18 protein-coding genes are annotated in these 18,125 nt (G+C 60.8%); 13 read left to right on the top strand and 5 right to left on the bottom strand.

Annotated elements, in window-relative coordinates; all coding sequences use genetic code 11:
• The 12 genes from nadD to IB246_RS24355 all read left to right on the top strand — a co-directional run bounded on the left by nadD (position 1) and on the right by IB246_RS24355 (position 11,299).
• Positions 1-690 carry a nicotinate-nucleotide adenylyltransferase gene (gene nadD / locus IB246_RS24410; RefSeq protein ID WP_085988415.1) on the top strand — a complete coding sequence of 230 codons (690 nt, stop codon included), beginning with the start codon at positions 1-3 and terminating at the stop codon, positions 688-690.
• A gap of 72 nt (positions 691-762) precedes the next feature.
• Positions 763-1,257, top strand: coding sequence for a ribosome silencing factor (gene rsfS, locus IB246_RS24405; protein ID WP_008035092.1), 495 nt, complete (start codon positions 763-765; stop codon positions 1,255-1,257).
• 9 nt (positions 1,258-1,266) lie between these two features.
• The gene (rlmH, locus tag IB246_RS24400; RefSeq protein ID WP_007937439.1) at positions 1,267-1,734 is read left to right on the top strand and encodes a 23S rRNA (pseudouridine(1915)-N(3))-methyltransferase RlmH; all 468 of its coding nucleotides are present in this window, start codon (positions 1,267-1,269) and stop codon (positions 1,732-1,734) included.
• Positions 1,735-1,743: 9 nt separating this feature from the next.
• Complete coding sequence (gene mrdA, locus IB246_RS24395) at positions 1,744-3,639, top strand: penicillin-binding protein 2 (RefSeq protein ID WP_008035095.1); 1,896 nt, start codon at positions 1,744-1,746, stop codon at positions 3,637-3,639.
• A 31-nt stretch (positions 3,640-3,670) separates the two neighbouring features.
• Positions 3,671-4,774 (top strand): rod shape-determining protein RodA, encoded by a 1,104-nt coding sequence (gene rodA / locus IB246_RS24390; RefSeq protein WP_050550375.1) that lies wholly within the window; start codon positions 3,671-3,673, stop codon positions 4,772-4,774.
• A 17-nt stretch (positions 4,775-4,791) separates the two neighbouring features.
• On the top strand, positions 4,792-5,802 hold the full coding sequence (gene mltB / locus IB246_RS24385; protein WP_008035098.1) for a lytic murein transglycosylase B: 1,011 nt from the start codon (positions 4,792-4,794) through the stop codon (positions 5,800-5,802).
• Positions 5,802-6,812, top strand: a complete 1,011-nt coding sequence (locus IB246_RS24380; protein WP_008044546.1) for a septal ring lytic transglycosylase RlpA family protein — start codon at positions 5,802-5,804, stop codon at positions 6,810-6,812. Before mltB ends, IB246_RS24380 begins: the two co-directional genes overlap by 1 nt.
• Before the next feature lie 183 nt (positions 6,813-6,995).
• A complete protein-coding gene (locus IB246_RS24375) occupies positions 6,996-8,153 on the top strand; it encodes a D-alanyl-D-alanine carboxypeptidase family protein (protein WP_008035100.1) in 1,158 nt (385 codons plus the stop codon).
• A gap of 86 nt (positions 8,154-8,239) precedes the next feature.
• Positions 8,240-8,515, top strand: a complete 276-nt coding sequence (locus IB246_RS24370) for a DUF493 domain-containing protein (protein ID WP_008022933.1) — start codon at positions 8,240-8,242, stop codon at positions 8,513-8,515.
• Positions 8,515-9,162, top strand: a complete 648-nt coding sequence (gene lipB, locus IB246_RS24365) for a lipoyl(octanoyl) transferase LipB (RefSeq protein WP_008044547.1) — start codon at positions 8,515-8,517, stop codon at positions 9,160-9,162. Before IB246_RS24370 ends, lipB begins: the two co-directional genes overlap by 1 nt.
• A gap of 1 nt (position 9,163) precedes the next feature.
• Positions 9,164-10,189 (top strand): lipoyl synthase, encoded by a 1,026-nt coding sequence (gene lipA / locus IB246_RS24360; RefSeq protein WP_008035102.1) that lies wholly within the window; start codon positions 9,164-9,166, stop codon positions 10,187-10,189.
• A 159-nt stretch (positions 10,190-10,348) separates the two neighbouring features.
• The gene (locus tag IB246_RS24355) at positions 10,349-11,299 is read left to right on the top strand and encodes a S66 peptidase family protein (protein ID WP_008044548.1); all 951 of its coding nucleotides are present in this window, start codon (positions 10,349-10,351) and stop codon (positions 11,297-11,299) included.
• A gap of 94 nt (positions 11,300-11,393) precedes the next feature.
• Here the strand turns inward: IB246_RS24355 and IB246_RS24350 are convergent, their stop codons facing one another.
• The 5 genes from IB246_RS24350 to leuS form a co-directional block, all read right to left on the bottom strand.
• Complete coding sequence (locus IB246_RS24350) at positions 11,394-12,716, bottom strand: lytic murein transglycosylase (RefSeq protein WP_008044549.1); 1,323 nt, start codon at positions 12,714-12,716, stop codon at positions 11,394-11,396.
• A 62-nt stretch (positions 12,717-12,778) separates the two neighbouring features.
• Positions 12,779-12,943 carry an alternative ribosome rescue factor ArfA gene (gene arfA / locus IB246_RS24345; protein ID WP_008035105.1) on the bottom strand — a complete coding sequence of 55 codons (165 nt, stop codon included), beginning with the start codon at positions 12,941-12,943 and terminating at the stop codon, positions 12,779-12,781.
• A 189-nt stretch (positions 12,944-13,132) separates the two neighbouring features.
• Positions 13,133-14,170 (bottom strand): DNA polymerase III subunit delta, encoded by a 1,038-nt coding sequence (gene holA / locus IB246_RS24340; protein WP_008035107.1) that lies wholly within the window; start codon positions 14,168-14,170, stop codon positions 13,133-13,135.
• A gap of 39 nt (positions 14,171-14,209) precedes the next feature.
• Positions 14,210-14,815 (bottom strand): LPS assembly lipoprotein LptE, encoded by a 606-nt coding sequence (gene lptE, locus IB246_RS24335; protein ID WP_008044550.1) that lies wholly within the window; start codon positions 14,813-14,815, stop codon positions 14,210-14,212.
• 87 nt (positions 14,816-14,902) lie between these two features.
• Positions 14,903-17,509: a leucine--tRNA ligase gene (leuS, locus tag IB246_RS24330; protein WP_008044551.1), complete on the bottom strand. Its 2,607-nt coding sequence runs from the start codon at positions 17,507-17,509 to the stop codon at positions 14,903-14,905.
• Between the two features lie 279 nt (positions 17,510-17,788).
• On the opposite strand from leuS, the gene IB246_RS24325 reads away from it, so the two are divergent.
• Positions 17,789-18,109, top strand: a complete 321-nt coding sequence (locus tag IB246_RS24325) for a hypothetical protein (protein WP_008044553.1) — start codon at positions 17,789-17,791, stop codon at positions 18,107-18,109.
• Positions 18,110-18,125 lie beyond the last annotated feature (16 nt).

The following is an 18,125-nucleotide window of genomic DNA, read 5'->3' as shown; positions in this document are numbered from 1 at the left end:
TTGGGCGACCTTAATCCGTCGGCCCCGGTAACCACCAGCGAACCTGCGCCTCGACGTATTGGCATGCTGGGCGGGACGTTCGACCCGGTGCACATCGGCCATTTGCGCGGTGCGCTGGAAGTCGCCGAAGCGCTGGCGCTCGACGAGTTACGCCTGACACCCAGTGCCAGGCCGCCGCATCGCGGTACGCCGCAGGTGTCGGCGAAGGACCGTCTGGCGATGGTCGAGTGCGCGGTGGCCGGTGTGGCGCCGTTGGTGGTGGACGCCCGCGAATTGCAGCGGGACAAGCCGTCCTACACCATCGACACCCTGGAACTGATGCGTGCCGAACTGGCCGCTGAAGACCAGGTTTTTCTACTTTTGGGCTGGGACGCATTTTGCGGCCTGCCCACTTGGCACCGCTGGGAAGAGTTGCTCCAGCATTGCCACATCCTGGTGCTGCAACGCCCGGATGCCGACAGCGAACCGCCGGATGCCTTGCGCAACCTGCTGGCAGCGCGCTCGGTGAGCGACCCGCTGGCCCTTAAAGGGCCGAGCGGACAGATTGCATTCGTCTGGCAGACGCCGCTCGCGGTATCCGCCACCCAGATCCGTCAACTGCTGGCCAGCGGTAAGTCGGTACGTTTCCTGGTGCCCGACGCGGTCCTGGCCTACATCGATGCGCACGGACTTTACCGTGCGTCGAACTGAAAAAGGGTGCGCTTCAAGGCACGTGAATGCGTGTAGCGAAGCGCCCGAACATACGAGCAAAACGAGTTTTATATGACTGACAAAGACGTAGCTAAAGTAAAGCGCAAAGGCACATTCAAGAGCGCCCCGCTGCCAGTAGAAGCTCCAACCGGCCCTGAGCTGGCTGGCGAAGCGCTGGTCAAGGTTGCCGTGGCAGCCCTGGAAGACGTGAAGGCCCAGGACATCCAGGTCATCGACGTTCGTGAAAAGCAGAGCATCACTGACTTCATGATCATCGCTACCGGTACGTCCAACCGCCAGATCGGCGCCATGCTGGACAAGGTCCGCGAAGCCGTCAAAGCCCAGGGCGTCAAGCCTTTGGGTGAAGAAGGCAAGGGCGACAGCGACTGGGTCCTGCTGGATATGGACGATGTCATCGTGCACATGATGACCGCCTCGGCTCGCCAGTTCTACGACCTGGAGCGCCTGTGGGCCGGTGCAGAGCAGAGCCGTTCGGCCAGCGCTGCGCATCACAGCCCGGAAAACACCCACGAGCATTTCACCAAGCTCAACAAAGACCAGCTGTAAGGGATTGCTGTGCGACTGCGACTGATCGCCGTCGGTTCACGCATGCCCAAGTGGGTGGAAGAAGGCTGGCATGAATATGCCAAGCGTCTTCCGTCCGAGCTGGCGCTGGAACTGGTGGAAATACCGCTCAACACCCGTGGCAAGAACGCCGACGTGGCACGCTTCATCCGTCAGGAAGGCGAAGCCATGCTGGCCAAGGTCGGGCCGAACGAGCGCGTTGTCACCCTCGAAGTCCACGGCAAGCCCTGGAGTACCGAGCAGTTGGCGGTCGAGCTCGATCGCTGGCGGCTGGACTCGCGCACGGTGAATTTCATGGTCGGCGGCCCCGAAGGGCTGGCGCCGGAAGTTTGTGCGCGGGCCGATCAGCGCTGGTCGTTGTCACCGTTGACGTTGCCGCACCCGCTGGTGCGGATTCTGATCGGCGAACAGCTGTACCGTGCCTGGACAGTTCTGTCCGGTCACCCTTACCACAAGTAGTTCTGCCTCATGTCCCAGCCGATCCGCATCAAGGACCACGAAAAAGACGCCCGTCTGGTGCGTGGCCGCGTCGTGTTCGGGGCTATTGCAGTGGTGGTGCTGATCGGCGTGCTGATCGCTCGCCTGTATTTCCTCCAGGTGATCCAGTACGAGTACCACTCGACCCTGTCGGAAAACAACCGCGTCCATGTGCAGCCGATTCCGCCGACCCGCGGATTGATCTTCGACCGCAATGGCGTGGTGGTGGCCGACAACCGGCCCAGCTTCAGCCTGAGCATGACCCGCGAGCGTTCCGGCGACTGGCAGCAAGTGCTCGATGTGATCGTCGAAGTGCTGGAGCTGACGCCCGAGGATCGGGTGATCTTCGAGAAACGCATGCGCCAGGGGCGTCGGCCATTCGAGCCGGTGCCGATCCTGTTCGAGCTGACCGAAGAGCAGATCGCCCGCATCGCCGTGAACCAGTTCCGCCTCCCGGGTGTGGAAGTGGTTGCGCAGCTGGTGCGGCATTACCCGCAGGGCGCGCACTTTGCGCACTCGGTGGGTTACATGGGGCGGATCAACGAGAAAGAGCTGAAGTCTCTCGATCCGGTCAATTACAGCGGCACCCACCACATCGGCAAGACCGGCATCGAGCGTTTCTACGAGCCCGAGCTGCATGGCCAGGTGGGTTACGAAGAAGTCGAAACCAACGCACGAGGCCGCGTTCTGCGGGTGCTCAAGCGTACCGATCCGATTCCCGGCAAGGACATCGTCCTGAGCCTGGACATCAAGTTGCAGGAAGCGGCCGAAGCGGCTCTCGGCGGTCGCCGTGGTGCGGTGGTCGCGCTGGACCCGAAAACCGGCGAAGTGCTGGCAATGGTCAGTCAGCCGAGTTTCGACCCGAACCTGTTTGTGACCGGCATCAGCTTCAAGGCTTATTCCGAACTGCGTGATTCCATCGACCGGCCGTTGTTCAACCGCGTGCTGCGTGGTCTTTACCCGCCGGGTTCGACCATCAAGCCTGCGGTGGCCATTGCGGGCCTGGACTCGGGCGTTGTCACCGCGTCGACCCGGGTCTTCGACCCCGGCTACTACATGCTGCCCAATTACGATCACAAGTATCGCAACTGGAACCGTACCGGTGACGGCTACGTCGATCTGGACACGGCGATCATGCGGTCCAACGACACCTACTTCTATGACCTGGCCCACAAGCTGGGGATTGATCGTTTGTCGGCCTACATGGGCAAGTTCGGCATCGGCCAAAAGGTCTCGCTGGACATGTTCGAAGAGTCGCCGGGGCTGATGCCGTCCCGTGAGTGGAAGCGCGCGACCCGGCGCCAGGCCTGGTTCCCGGGTGAAACGCTGATTCTCGGGATCGGTCAGGGCTACATGCAATCCACGCCGCTGCAACTGGCCCAGGCCACGGCGCTGGTGGCCAACAAAGGCGTGTGGAACCGTCCGCACCTGGCCAAGACCGTCGAAGGCGAGCGGCCGAAGGATGACAACCCGATGCCGGACATCATCCTGCGCGATCCGTCCGACTGGACCCGGGTCAACCACGGCATGCAGCAAGTGATGCACGGTGCGCGCGGTACGGCGCGCAAGGCTTCGATCGGCGCGCAATACCGGATCGCCGGCAAAAGTGGTACCGCCCAGGTGGTCGCGATCAAGCAGGGCGAGAAGTACGACCGCTCGAAGGTTCAGGAACGTCATCGCGACCACGCCTTGTTTGTCGGCTTCGCGCCGGCCGACGACCCGAAAATCGTGGTGTCGGTGATGGTCGAGAACGGCGAGTCCGGTTCCGGTGTCGCCGCGCCTGTGGTGCGTCAAGTCATGGACGCCTGGCTCCTCGACCAGGACGGCCGTCTGAAAGCCGAATACGCCAGCCCTATCAGTGCGGAGGCTACGGCCCGTGAAGAGTAATTTCGATCGCATCCTCTCCAGCGAGGATGTGATGCGTCGCCGTGCGACGCTGTTGCAACGCATGCACATCGACGGACCGCTGCTGATCCTGCTGCTGACCCTCGCCGCCGGCAGCCTTTTCGTGCTGTATTCGGCCAGCGGCAAGAGCTGGGACCTGCTGGCCAAGCAAGCCACTTCCTTCGGCATCGGCCTGGTGTCGATGATCGTCATCGCCCAATTCGAGCCGCGCTTCATGGCCCGTTGGGTGCCGGTCGCTTATGTCGTCGGCGTGCTGTTGCTGGTGGTGGTGGACGTCATGGGCCACAACGCCATGGGCGCCACGCGCTGGATCAACATTCCGGGGGTGATCCGCTTCCAGCCTTCGGAGTTCATGAAGATCCTGATGCCGGCGACCATCGCCTGGTACTTGTCCAAGCGCACCTTGCCGCCGCAGCTCAAGCATGTGGGCGTCAGTCTGTTCCTGATCGGTTTGCCGTTCATTCTGATCGTGCGTCAGCCTGACCTCGGCACTTCGCTGTTGATCCTGGCGGGTGGGGCATTCGTTTTGTTCATGGGCGGGCTGCGCTGGCGCTGGATCATCAGCGTACTGGCCGCCGCCGTGCCGGTGGCCGTGGGTATGTGGTTTTTCATCATGCACGACTACCAGAAGCAACGAATCCTGACGTTCCTCGATCCGGAAAGCGATCCACTGGGCACCGGCTGGAACATCATTCAGTCGAAAGCCGCCATCGGTTCCGGCGGCGTGTTCGGCAAGGGTTGGCTGCTGGGCACGCAATCGCACCTCGACTTCCTGCCGGAAAGCCACACCGACTTCATTATTGCGGTGATGGGTGAAGAGTTCGGCCTGGTGGGCATCTGCGCACTGCTGCTGATTTACCTGCTGTTGATCGGTCGCGGGCTGGTGATTACCGCCCAGGCCCAGACATTGTTCGGCAAACTGCTCGCGGGCGCCCTGACCATGACGTTTTTTGTTTACGTTTTCGTCAACATCGGTATGGTCAGTGGCCTGTTGCCGGTTGTAGGGGTGCCGTTGCCGTTCATTAGCTACGGAGGAACTTCGCTGGTAACGCTGCTGTCAGCGTTTGGGGTTTTGATGTCGATCCATACCCATCGCAAGTGGATCGCACAGGTTTGAATAAGGTGAAGATTTCAATGCAAGTAATGCGTGGCTGGGCGACTCGATACGCGCCATGGGTCGGCCTGGTAAGCATCCTTGGCACAGCGCAGGACGCGTTGGCCGGCGATTACGAAGGCTCACCCCAGGTGGCCGGCTTCGTCGGTGAAATGACCCGCGACTACGGTTTTGCCGGTGAACAGCTGATGGGCGTGTTCCGCGAAGCCGAGCGCAAGCAGTCGATTCTGGACGCTATCTCCAAGCCCGCCGAACGGGTCAAGCAGTGGAAAGAATATCGCCCGATGTTCATCACCGACGCGCGCATCGCACGCGGCGTGGATTTCTGGCGGCAGCACGAGGCGGTACTCGCCCGTGCCGAGCAGGAATATGGCGTACCGGCCCAGGTGATTGTCTCGATCATCGGCGTTGAGACGTTTTTCGGTCGAAATACCGGCAATTACCGGGTAATCGACGCCTTGTCGACCCTGGGTTTCGACTATCCTCCCCGTGCCGAATTCTTCCGCAAGGAATTGCGTGAATTCCTGTTGCTGGCCCGGGAAGAGCAGGTCGATCCATTGACCCTCAAAGGTTCCTACGCCGGGGCGATGGGCTTGCCGCAGTTCATGCCGAGCAGCTTCCGCGCCTATGCGGTGGACTTCGACGGTGACGGCCACATTAATATCTGGACCAATCCGGACGATGCCATCGGCAGCGTCGCCAGTTACTTCAAGCGTCACGGCTGGGTGGCCGGCGAACCGGTGGTCAGCCGCGCCGATGTGCGTGGCGATCAGGTCGACGAAGGTTTGACCACCGGCATCGAACCGACTAAAACCGTCGGGGAGTTGCGGGCTCTAGGGTGGTCAAGTCATGATGCGCTGCGCGATGATATGCCGGTCACGGCATTCCGCCTGGAAGGTGACAATGGCCCTGAATACTGGATGGGCCTGACGAATTTTTACGCAATCACGCGTTATAACCGCAGCGTGATGTACGCCATGGCAGTACATCAACTGTCTGAACAGCTGGTCCAAGCACGGGGCGTCAAGTAATGCGGGCATTGCCTATGAATAAACCCCTGAAGCTGATGGCATTCGCCGCGTTGGCAGTGCTGGTCGCCAGTTGTTCGACCAGCCGCGCACCGTCACAGAAATCATCCACCGCCGTGCGCTCGGCGCCGGGGCTGGACATCAACCGCGCCCACAAAGATGGCGCACCGTGGTGGGACGTCGACGTATCGCGCATCCCGGATGCCACGCCGACCCTGCACACCGGGCCTTACAAGGCCAACCCGTACACCGTGCTGGGCAAGACTTACTTCCCGCTGCAAGAATCCAAGACCTACGTCGCCTCGGGCACGGCGTCCTGGTACGGCACCAAGTTCCACGGCCAGAACACCGCCAATGGCGAGGTTTACGACCTGTATGGCATGAGCGCCGCTCACAAGACCTTGCCACTGCCGAGTTACGTTCGGGTGACCAACCTCGACAACAACAAGTCAGTGATTTTGCGGGTCAACGATCGCGGGCCGTTTTACTCGGATCGCATCATCGACTTGTCCTACGCTGCCGCGAAGAAACTCGGCTACGCCGAAACCGGCACCGCACGGGTCAAGGTCGAAGGCATCGACCCGCAGCAATGGTGGGCGGCCAAAGGCCGTCCGGCGCCTTTGATGCTCAACGAGCCGCAAGTAGCGCAAAATGCCGCGCCGACGATTACCGCTTCTGCCGGCACGGTCGAGCAATGGACGCCGCCGCCGCAGCAACACGCCGCGGCCGTCGTACCCGTGCAGATCGATGCAAAAAAAAACGCTTCTGTACCAGCCTCTGGCCAGTATCTGCAGGTGGGCGCGTTCGCCAACCCGGACGCTGCAGAACTCCTGAGATCGAAGCTCAGCGGGATGGTGAGCGCTCCGGTGTTCATCAGCTCGATCGTGCGCAATCAACAGACACTGCATCGGGTGCGCTTGGGGCCGATCGGCTCGCCGGGTGAAATCCAGCAAGTGCAGAACAGCGTGCGCCTGGCCAATCTCGGTTCGCCGAGCGTGGTCACCGCCGAGTAATACGTAGTACTTGATTGACGGTTCACTTGCGGTTTTGAGGGGTGAACCTGGTTGTTGGCTCGTTGAAGAACAAAAGCCCGGCAAGGGTACTGAGTGAACGACTGAACACGCGATGGCCCGTCAGAAGGTCATCTAGATTAGTTTTGCCTTCGGGCAGTTTCCATTAGCGATTTCGAGAGACGGATGAACATCACCACCTTTGCCAAACGCCTGTGCCTTCTAGTCCCGCTGCTCCTCTCGCCTGCCGCTTTCGCGGTCGAGATGATGCCGTCGCCGCCACAACTGGCCGCCAAAGCCTATGTGCTCATGGATGCCAGCAGCGGCAACGTGCTGGTCGAGAACAACGGTGACCAGCGTCTGCCACCAGCCAGCCTGACCAAGCTGATGACCGCGTACATCGCGACGCTGGAAATCCGTCGTGGCCAGATCGGCGAAAACGACCCGGTGACCGTCAGCGAAAACGCCTGGCGCACCGGCGGTTCGCGGATGTTCATCAAAGTCGGTTCGCAAGTGACCGTCAGCGACCTGCTGCACGGCATCATCATTCAGTCGGGTAACGACGCCAGTGTTGCGCTCTCCGAGCACATCGCCGGCAGCGAAGACGCTTTCGCCGACATGATGAACAAAACCGTGGCCGACCTGGGCATGACCAACAGCCACTTCATGAACCCGACCGGTCTGCCGAACCCTGAGCACTACTCGTCGGCTCACGACATGGCCGTGCTGGCTCGCGCGATCATCCACGAAGACCCGGCTCACTATGCGATCTACTCGCAGAAAGAGTTCTTCTGGAACGGCATCAAGCAACCTAACCGTAACCTGCTGCTGTGGCGCGACAAGACGGTCGACGGTCTGAAAACCGGCCACACCGATGAAGCCGGCTACTGCATGGTGTCTTCGGCCGTACGTGATGGCATGCGCCTGATCGCCGTGGTGTTCGGCACCAACAGCGAAGTGGCACGTGCGTCGGAAACCCAGAAGCTGCTGACCTACGGTTTCCGTTTCTTCGAAACCCAGACCTTCTATCAGAAAGGCGCCGAGCTGGCTCAGGCCCCTGTCTGGAAAGGCTCCACCAATCAAGTCAAGGCCGGCCTGGCTGAAGACCTGACCATGACCCTGCCAAAAGGCCAGCTGAAAAAGCTCGCTGCCAGCATGACCATGAACCCGCAACTGGTTGCGCCAATCGCCAAGGGCGACGTGATCGGTAAAGTCGAAGTCAAACTGGACGACAAGGTGGTGCACAGCGCTGACCTGATCGCTCTGGATGGCGTCGAAGAGGGTGGTATCTTCCGTCGCATGTGGGATAGCATCCGTCTATTCTTCTACGGCTTGTTCAACTGAATTAGTGTGCACCTGCATGGTCCCGCGCTCATCCGGCGCGGGGTCATGCCCGTCGCCACGGCTTACGCTTACGAGGCCGTTACGCCATGACCGATACTGAAGTAAAGGCGCCCAAGATCGAATTCCCCAACGTTGATTACCCGGTTAAGGTCATCAGCGATACCGGAGTTGGCAACAAAGACAGGATCATCGAGATCGTCAAGAAACACGCGACGATCAACCATGACCGTGTGGATGAACGCCAAAGCACCAACGGCAAATACACCACGATTCAATTGCACATCGTCGCCACCGACCAGGACCAGCTGTACAACATCAACAGCGAACTGCGGGCTACCGGCTTCGTGCACATGGTGCTGTGATGTCTGGCACGCTGGGCTTTCGCGAGCTCGGCCAGATGGCGTACGAGCCGGTCTGGCATGCCATGCAACGCTTCACCAACGAACGCGGCAGCGATGCCGCGGACGAAATCTGGCTGGTTGAGCACCCACCGGTGTTCACCCAGGGCCAGGCCGGCAAGGCCGAGCACTTGTTGCTGCCGGGGGATATTCCGGTGGTGCAGGTCGATCGCGGTGGTCAGGTGACTTATCACGGCCCCGGCCAGTTGGTCGCCTATCTGTTGCTCGATGTGCGCAAGCTGGGTTTCGGCGTGCGTGACCTGGTCACCCGCATGGAACTCTGCCTGATCGAGCTGCTGGCCAGCTACGGCGTGACGGCTGCGGCCAAGCCGGATGCACCGGGTGTCTACGTCGATGGGGCGAAAATCGCTTCCCTGGGTCTGCGGATCCGCCACGGTTGTTCCTTTCATGGCCTGGCCCTGAACGTGGACATGAACCTGGAACCGTTTCGACGGATTAATCCCTGCGGCTACGCCGGGCTGGCGATGACCCAGCTGAGCGATCACGCAGGATCGATTGAATTTGCCGAGGTAAGTGCCCGGCTGCGCGCGCAGCTCGTCAAACACCTCGACTATGCTGAGCAGACGACCCTAACGGGCGGAATCGACTGATATGACTACTGATGCAGTGCAAACCATGATCCCGACGCTGGATGTCACCGAGCGTCCGGCCCCGCGTGCCAAGGTTGAAGCCGGCGTCAAGCTGCGCGGCGCCGAGAAGGTTGCACGCATCCCGGTAAAGATCATTCCTACCACCGAACTGCCGAAGAAACCTGACTGGATCCGCGTGCGTATCCCGGTTTCCCCGGAAGTCGACCGCATCAAGGCGTTGCTGCGCAAACACAAGCTGCACAGTGTGTGCGAAGAAGCGTCCTGCCCGAACCTGGGCGAGTGCTTCTCCGGCGGCACCGCGACTTTCATGATCATGGGCGACATCTGCACCCGTCGCTGCCCGTTCTGCGACGTTGGCCACGGCCGTCCGAAACCACTGGACGTGAATGAGCCGGAAAGCCTGGCCATTGCCATCGCCGACCTGAAACTGAAATACGTAGTGATCACTTCGGTTGACCGCGATGACCTGCGTGACGGCGGTGCCCAGCACTTTGCCGACTGCATCCGCGAAATCCGCAAGCTGTCGCCGAACGTGCAGCTCGAAACCCTGGTCCCGGATTACCGTGGGCGCATGGACGTGGCGCTGGAAATCACCGCCGCCGAGCCACCGGATGTGTTCAACCACAACCTGGAAACCGTGCCGCGCCTGTACAAGGCTGCGCGTCCGGGTTCGGACTACCAGTGGTCGCTGACCTTGCTGCAACGCTTCAAGCAGATGATGCCGCACATTCCGACCAAGTCCGGCCTGATGCTGGGTCTGGGCGAGACCGACGAAGAAGTCATCGAAGTCATGAAGCGCATGCGCGAGCACGACATCGACATGCTGACCCTCGGCCAGTACCTGCAACCGTCCCGCAGCCACTTGCCGGTGCAACGTTTCGTGCACCCGGACACCTTCGCCTGGTTCGCCGAGGAAGGTTACAAGATGGGCTTCAAGAACGTCGCTTCCGGTCCGTTGGTACGTTCCTCGTACCACGCCGACGAGCAGGCGAAGCTGGTTAAAGCTGAACTGATCTCGTCGTTGTAACAAAACGCCCGCAAGGCTTTTCAGCCTTGCGGGCATTTTTTTGCCGTGCTTACGGCAACTACAGTCTTTTCCTGCACGCTGTGGGGCGACTGTCCCTCTTCTGTTTATTCCCGTTCCTGACTACTGTGTGCAGAAGCTTTCGCGCAGGGAGATTCATGGATGACCGTTCGACCGACCCACACTCTTTTTCCCCATAAACCCGTTCCGGCCTTGCCCTCGCAAGGGCTGATCGGCGTCATTGCGCCCGCAGGCCCCGCTGCACTGGACACCGATAAGGCCATCAGCTGGATGCGCGCGCGCGGTTACGCGTTGCGGATTTTCCCCGGTGTGTATGAGCAGGACGGCTACCTGGCCGGCAGCGACGATGTGCGGCTCAATGACCTGCACGCCGCGTTCGCGGACAGCGAGGTCGATGCGATCATTTGCCTGCGCGGTGGTTACGGCACGCCGCGTTTGCTCGATCGCATTGATTTCGAACTATTGCAGAACAACGCCAAGCCGTTCATCGGCTACAGCGACATCACCGCGCTGCACATGGCAATCAGCCGTTATGCCGGGTTCGTGACTTTTCATGGCCCGCTGCTCAACGCTGATTTGTTGGGGGACAAGCAAAAACCTACCGAGTCCTCGTTTTTCAACATGCTAAGGGGGCAGTTGAAGGCGGGCAGTGTGTTGACGCACCCGGTGGCTTACCCGTTGACCACAATCGAGCCTGGCATCGCTCACGGGCGCTTGCTGGGCGGTAATCTGTCGATGATTGCCGCGACCATGGGCACGCCTTATGAAATCGAGGCCGAGGGCGTGATCCTGCTTATCGAGGACATCAACGAGCCGTTGTATCGCATCGACCGGCTGCTGACTCATCTGCGTCTGGCCGGCACGCTGGGCAAGTTGCGCGGGGTTCTGGTGGGGGATGTGGCGGGGGTCGATTCGATTGCGCTGGAGCGGTTGCTCAAGCAGACGTTCGAGCCGTTGCGGATTCCGGTGTTGTCGGGGTGGCGTAGCGGGCATTGCGATCCGAACCTGACGCTGCCGATGGGGGCATTGGTCCGGCTGGATGCGGGTAATAAGGAATTGGTGTTGGAGCAGGATGTAGTCATCAAGCGATAGTTTTACAGCGCCTGATAGTCAGTCTTCGCGGGCAAGCCTCGCTCCTACAGGTTATGCGCGAACCCTGTAGGAGCGAGGCTTGCCCGCGAAGCTTTTAGCGGTTACGCAGCCCTTCAAGCAGCTTATGTGTCGGATACCCGTCCGCCGGCCAGCCAAACGACTGCTGGGCGCTGCGGATCGCTTTGCGGGTGTTGGCGCCGATGATGCCGTCGGCGGTGCCCGCTTCGTATTTCTGCGCGCTCAGCAGGTTTTGCAGCTCGATCCGTTCGGTACGGCTCAGCGGCAAATCATCCTTGGGCCAGGTGCCATTGATGAACCCCGCGCCGTTGAAGCGCTCGGACAACAAACTGACGGCCAGCGCATAGGACGACGAGTTGTTGTACTTGAGGATCGCACGGAAGTTGTCGAGCACCAGGAACGCCGGGCCACGATAGCCCGCCGGCAGCAGCAGGGCCGCCGACAGGTGTTCCGCACCGGCCGGAACCTGGCCGCCGTTCGGCAGCGTGACGCCCAATTGCTGCCATTCGGCGACGCTCTTGCGGATCGAGCCATCGGCCAGCACGTAGTTGAAGCTGCCCGGCAGCTGCACTTCAAAGCCCCATGGCTGGCCTTTCTGCCAGCCAGAGCTTTGCAGGTAGTGCGCGGTCGACGCCAGGGCGTCGGCAGAGCTGCCCCAGATGTCGCGACGGCCGTCGCCATCAAAGTCCACGGCGTGGGTGTTGTAGGTGGTCGGGATGAACTGGGTCTGGCCCATGGCGCCGGCCCAGGAGCCGAGCATTTTCTCCGGCGCGATGTCGCCCTGTTGCAGGATCTGCAGGGCCGCGATCAATTGCGCGTGGGCGAAACCAGGGCGCCGGCCTTCGTAGGCCAGCGTCGCCAGGGAGTTGATCACCGACTTGCTGCCCTGAAACTGGCCGAAGTTACTTTCCATGCCCCACACCGCAACCAGTGCCTGACGATCGACGCCGTAGCGTTGTTCGATGCTTTGCAGGATGTCGGCGTACTGGCTGACCAGTGCCTGACCTTTGCGCACGCGCAGCGGCGACAGGGCGCCATCGAGGTATTCCCACACCGGGCGGGAAAATTCCGGTTGGCTGCGGTCGGCACGGATCACGCTGGTGTCCAGGCTGACATTGGCGAAGGCGCGGTCGAACAGGTCGGCGCGAATGCCGGCGGCCAGCGCATCCTTGCGGAAACCCGCCTGCCATTCGGCGAAGGTCTGGGTCGGCTGGATGTCGAGATTTTCACCGGTCGGCACCACGGGCGGGATCACCGCAGGGGCTGTCGCGACGGGAAGGGTCTGAAGCGGTTGGGCGTCGGCGGCGGTCGGTTTTTCCGCGCAGGCGACAAGCAGAACGAGGCTGGAGGCAGCAATCAATTGGCGCAAATGCCAACGACGGGAAATACAAAGGGGCATGCACGGGTCCAGGGAATACGGATCAGGTGCAGACCTTAACATGTTGAGCGATGGCTTGCCTTTCAGGCCGCCAGAAAGTAAGAAGCCTCCCAGTTGTCAGACTGGAAGGCTTCGCGGCGGTAGCTGCCTTTGCCCTTGCCGGCTCGTTCCTGACGGCTGCGGAACAGTGGCTGGGCGATGATGGATTTGGCCTTGTTGGGGCCATGTTTAGATGGCTTTTTGCTCATGATCGGATCTCTCGATTGAGTGGGGTTTTGCGGGGGGAAATAATCTGCCGAAGTTGGGGTTCTGTCTAGACCCCACATTGCGTAGGACCTTTCGGACGTCTTCGCGGGCAAGCCTCGCTCCTACAGGTTTAGCATCGGATCTGTAGGAGCGAGGCTTGCCCGCGAATGGCCGTGATGCGGTCGAACGCCTTACTCGGCAGGCAATGTCAGCCGCTGTCCGGCCATCAACAACGACAACCGACTCAAACTCATCCACGGCGAACCCGCCGCCTGACCTTTGATCTGTGCGTCGATGCGCTGCGCTTCCAACAACAACTGTGCCCAGCGTTGCGCCGAGTAACGTTGCAAGGCTTTGCTCATCAGCGGTTTGCGTTTGTCCCAGACCGGCGGTCGGGCAGAGCTGAAGGCTTTGTCCAGCGGCACGCCCTGGCTGTATTGCAGCGAGAGGTTGGCCAGCAAGCGCAGTTCCCGGGCCAGCGCCCAGAGAATTACCGGCGGTTCGACGCCTTCACCGCGCAGCCCTTCGAGCATGCGCAGGGCGTGAGCGGCTTCGCCGTTGAGAATCGCGTCGGTCAGGCCGAAGACATCGAAGCGCGCACTGTCGGCCACTGCGGCTTGCACGGTTTCGACGGTAATCTGCCCGCCTTCGGCCATCAGCTTGAGCTTTTCGATCTCTTGCGCGGCCGCCAGCAAGTTGCCCTCGACTCGCGCGGCGATCAGTTCCACGGCGTCCTGGCTGGCGGACAGGCCTGCCTGGGACAAGCGCTGCCGGATCCAGCCCGGCAACTGGCTGGCGTCCACCGGCCAGATTTGCACGAATTGAGTGTGCTGACCTTCGACCAGCGCCTTGCCCCACTTGGTTTTCTGCGCGCTGCCGTCGAGCTTCGGCAGGCTGATCAGCAGCACAGTGTCTTCGGCCGGTCGCGAGCAGTACTCGATGAATGCGGCTGCACCTTTGTCACCGGGTTTGCCGGACGGCAGACGCAGTTCCAGCAGGCGTTTTTCAGCGAACAACGACATGCTTGCGCCGGCTTGCAGCAGCGTTCCCCAGTCGAAACTGGCTTCGGCGGCGAACACCTGGCGTTCATCGAAGCCCTGTTGACGGGCGGCTGCGCGAATGGCGTCGGCGGCTTCCTGACACAGCAGTGGATCGTCGCCACTGATGATGTAGACCGGCGCGAGCGTACCTTGCAGGTGTTTGGCGAGTTGGGCGGGGGCGAGTTTCATAGGCGAGGGCAAACGGGGCGCCTGAGCGCCCCGTAAGTCTTATTGCTGCGGGATTTCGACAGGCGACTGACGCGGCGTTTCCGCTTCAGCCTTTTGCGCTGCTTCAAGTGCCGCGGCTTCAGCCTTGGCCCTGGCTTCGGCAGTCTCTTGCAACTGATCCAGCTGAGATGGCGTGAGCTGTTGCATGCGGATCATCATGCGTTGAACCATTTCACGACGCGTGTCCCTGCGGGCATCGGCGGCTTCCTGGTCGGAACCCACCAGGTTGTTGCCGTCGTGAATGAAGACTCGCTGAGTTTCAATCTTGTCGCTCACCAGCAGCAGGTCGTTCCGACCCAGGATGACGTAGTCGAGCACGGTATTCAGTTCATACTCGCCAGTACGGCCGGCGCCTGCGTAGCTGAGAATGCGCTGGGTTTCTTTTTCGTCGGCCAGCACCAGTTTGTAAGGTGCGCCGCTGTGGACATTGATGCCGCTGTTTTCCATCACCTGACGCATGAGCGTCACGGTTTCACCGTAGGAATTGCGCGCGCTCAGGTCGATTTCCTTGATCGCCATTTCATAGGTGCCGGTGCCGCGCAGCTGGAAACCGCAGGCGCTCAACAGGACCGCGAGGCCCATCACCAGCAAATTGCGTTTGATCATCTTGTTGCTCCCCTTGAAACCATGTGGGCCGATCATGCGGCCCGAAAGGTTTTACTCGGCGCCAGGCTCACCTGGCGCCTGATCCAATTAGCTGGCGACGATATTGACCAGTTTCCCGGGCACTACGATCACTTTACGAATAGTCAGGCCGTCGACAAAACGCAGCACGTTTTCGTTGATGCGGGCAGCGGCTTCGATCTCTTCACGAGTCGCGCTGGCCGGCATTTCGATCTGGCCGCGCAGCTTGCCGTTGACCTGGATAACCAGTGTCAGGCTGTCCTGCACCAGTGCGCTGTCGTCCAGCACTGGCCAACCGGCGTCGATCACCGGATCGGCGTGACCCAGGCGATGCCACAGCTCATGGCTGATGTGCGGGGTGATCGGAGCCAGCAACAGCGTCACGGTTTCCAGACCTTCGTGAACCAGCGCGCGATCCTGTTCGGTCGCTTGCGGGGCTTTTTCCAACACGTTCATCAGCGTCATCACCTGGGCGATGGCGGTGTTGAATTTGTGGTTCTGGCCAACGTCGTGGCTGGCCTGTTTGATGGCCTGGTGGATCGAACGGCGAATGACTTTCTGCTCGTCGTTCAGGCTGGCGATGTCCAGTTTGCCCGGCAGGCCCTGAGTCACGTGGGCTTGAGCCAGACGCCAGACGCGCTTGAGGAAGCGGTGCGAACCTTCTACACCAGAGTCGGACCATTCCGCGCTCATGTCAGGCGGCGAGGCGAACATCATGAACAGGCGGCAGGTGTCTGCGCCGAACTGGTCAATCATCGACTGAGGGTCGACGCCGTTGTTCTTCGACTTGGCCATCTTCTCGGTGCCGCCGATTTCCACCGGCAGGCCGTCGGCGATCAACTTGGCGCTGATGACCTTGGCCTTGCTGTCGCGCTCGAGTTCAACGTCTGCCGGGTTGAACCAGGTGTAAGCACCATTGGCTTCGCGACGATAGTAAGTCTCGGCGATCACCATGCCCTGGGTCAGCAGGTTCTTGAACGGCTCGTTGGAACTCACCAGGCCTTCGTCGCGCATCAGCTTGTGGAAGAAGCGCGCGTAGAGCAGGTGAAGAATCGCGTGTTCGATACCGCCGATGTACTGATCCACCGGCAGCCAATGGTCGGCTGCGGATTTTTCCACCAGGCCGCCTTCATAGTGCGGCGAGGCGTAACGGGCGTAGTACCACGAGGACTCGACGAAGGTGTCCATGGTGTCGGTTTCACGCTTGGCCGGTGCGCCGCATTTCGGGCAAGTGCACTCGTAGAACTCGGGCATGCGGGCCAATGGCGAACCGGCGCCGTCCGGAACCACGTCTTCCGGCAGTACGACAGGCAGCTGGTCTTCCGGGACCGGCACGTCACCGCAGGTGCCGCAGTGGATGATCGGGATCGGGCAGCCCCAGTAACGCTGACGGCTGATGCCCCAGTCGCGCAGGCGGAACTGGGTACGCGATGCGCCGAGGTTTTTCTTGATCAGCGCGACTTCGATGGCGTCGAAAGCGCCTGCGAAGTCGAGGCCGTCAAATTCGCCGGAGTTGATCAGCGTGCCGTGTTCGCCGTAGGCGTCTTGCCACGGCGCCGGGTTGGTGTCGCCTGAACTGGTGCGCACCACCGATTTGACCGGCAGGTTGTACTTGTGGGCGAACTCGAAATCACGCTCGTCGTGCGCTGGAACCGCCATGACGGCGCCGTCGCCGTAGTGCATCAGCACATAGTTGGCGACCCACACTGGCAGTTTCTCGCCGGTCAGTGGGTGCTCGACGAACAGGCCGGTCGGCAGGCCTTTTTTCTCTTGGGTGGCGACGTCGGCTTCAGCGACGCTGCCGCCCTTGCATTCAGCGATGAACGCTTGCAGCTCGGGATTGTTCTGTGCGGCCAGGGTGGCCAGGTGGTGTTCGGCGGCCACGGCGACGTAGGTCGCGCCCATCAGGGTGTCCGGACGGGTGGTGAAGACTTTCAGCGCGCCGGCTTCGCCGATGGAGTCGACGTTGTACGGGAACTGCACTTCCATGCCGCGGGACTTGCCGATCCAGTTGCGCTGCATGGTCTTGACCTGTTCAGGCCAGCCCGGCAGATCGTCGAGACTCTCCAGCAGTTCATCCGCGTACGCGGTGATCTTGAAGTAGTACATCGGGATTTCGCGTTTTTCGATCAGCGCGCCGGAACGCCAGCCGCGACCGTCGATCACTTGCTCGTTGGCCAGGACGGTCTGGTCGACCGGGTCCCAGTTCACGGTGCCGCTCTTTTTGTAGATCACGCCTTTTTCGAACAGGCGAGTGAACAGCCATTGTTCCCAGCGGTAGTAATCGGGCTTGCAGGTGGTCACTTCACGCGACCAGTCCACCGCCAGGCCCAGGCTGCGCAGCTGGGATTTCATGTAGGCGATGTTTTCGTAGGTCCACTTGGCGGGCGCTACGTTGTTTTTCATCGCGGCGTTTTCCGCCGGCATGCCGAAGGCGTCCCAACCCATGGGTTGCAGGACGTTCTTGCCTTGCATGCGCTGGTAGCGGGAGATCACGTCGCCGATGGTGTAGTTGCGCACATGCCCCATGTGTAGCTTGCCGCTGGGGTAAGGGAACATCGACAGGCAATAGAACGTCTCCTTGCCTGGCTGTTCACTGACTTCAAAGGACTTTTGCTCGTCCCAGAACGACTGGGCGGCGGCTTCGATTTCACGGGGCTGATATTGTTCGTGCATGGCTACTTTTGAACTGAATAGGGGTGGCCTAATCCTCTTCAATGCGACGCTGGACGGTGATCACGCCAAATCGGCGTTTCGGTGCCCAGACGAGCTGGAAGTGGAGTTACAGGAAGCGCCGTAGCATACATGACCGCACTCTACCGAGGGAAACCCTGATTACTGCCGCGCGTCTCGCAGAAATGGCTGCGAGGGCCGTTGGTCGCGGCGTTCAGCCGGTTTGTTCATGGAAGCTAAGCTCTAAATGGGGAGTGAGTCTTATCTTCAATGAGGTGAGGGATGGTTGAGTCACAGCAAAAAGTTACAAAACCAGAGTTGTACGAAAGACTGATCGATCGTCTGGGATTGGCCTTGGACGCGGCAAAAACCGCTGGCCGGTTGCGCGATGAACGTCCCCTGGAGCTGGAACTGCGTGGCCTGAGCCCCGCAGAGTTTGAACTGGTCAAGGCGTATCTGGACCGCAGTGAACGTGAAACACACGGATGCTTGTCAGAAGCAGTGAAGCAACTCGACGCACCACGTTCGGCCAAGATCATCTGGCTCAAGGACAAGGCACCCGGCAAAGACGCGGTAAAGGTCCGGTCTCTGCAATTCAAGTAAGGGCACTTGAACCCAT

It is taken from the genome of Pseudomonas sp. PDM01 (assembly GCF_014852325.1).
Lineage (GTDB): Bacteria > Pseudomonadota > Gammaproteobacteria > Pseudomonadales > Pseudomonadaceae > Aquipseudomonas > Aquipseudomonas migulae.
The sequence above is the reverse complement of the archived record's forward strand: the minus strand, read 5'-3'. Positions and strand labels throughout refer to the sequence as shown.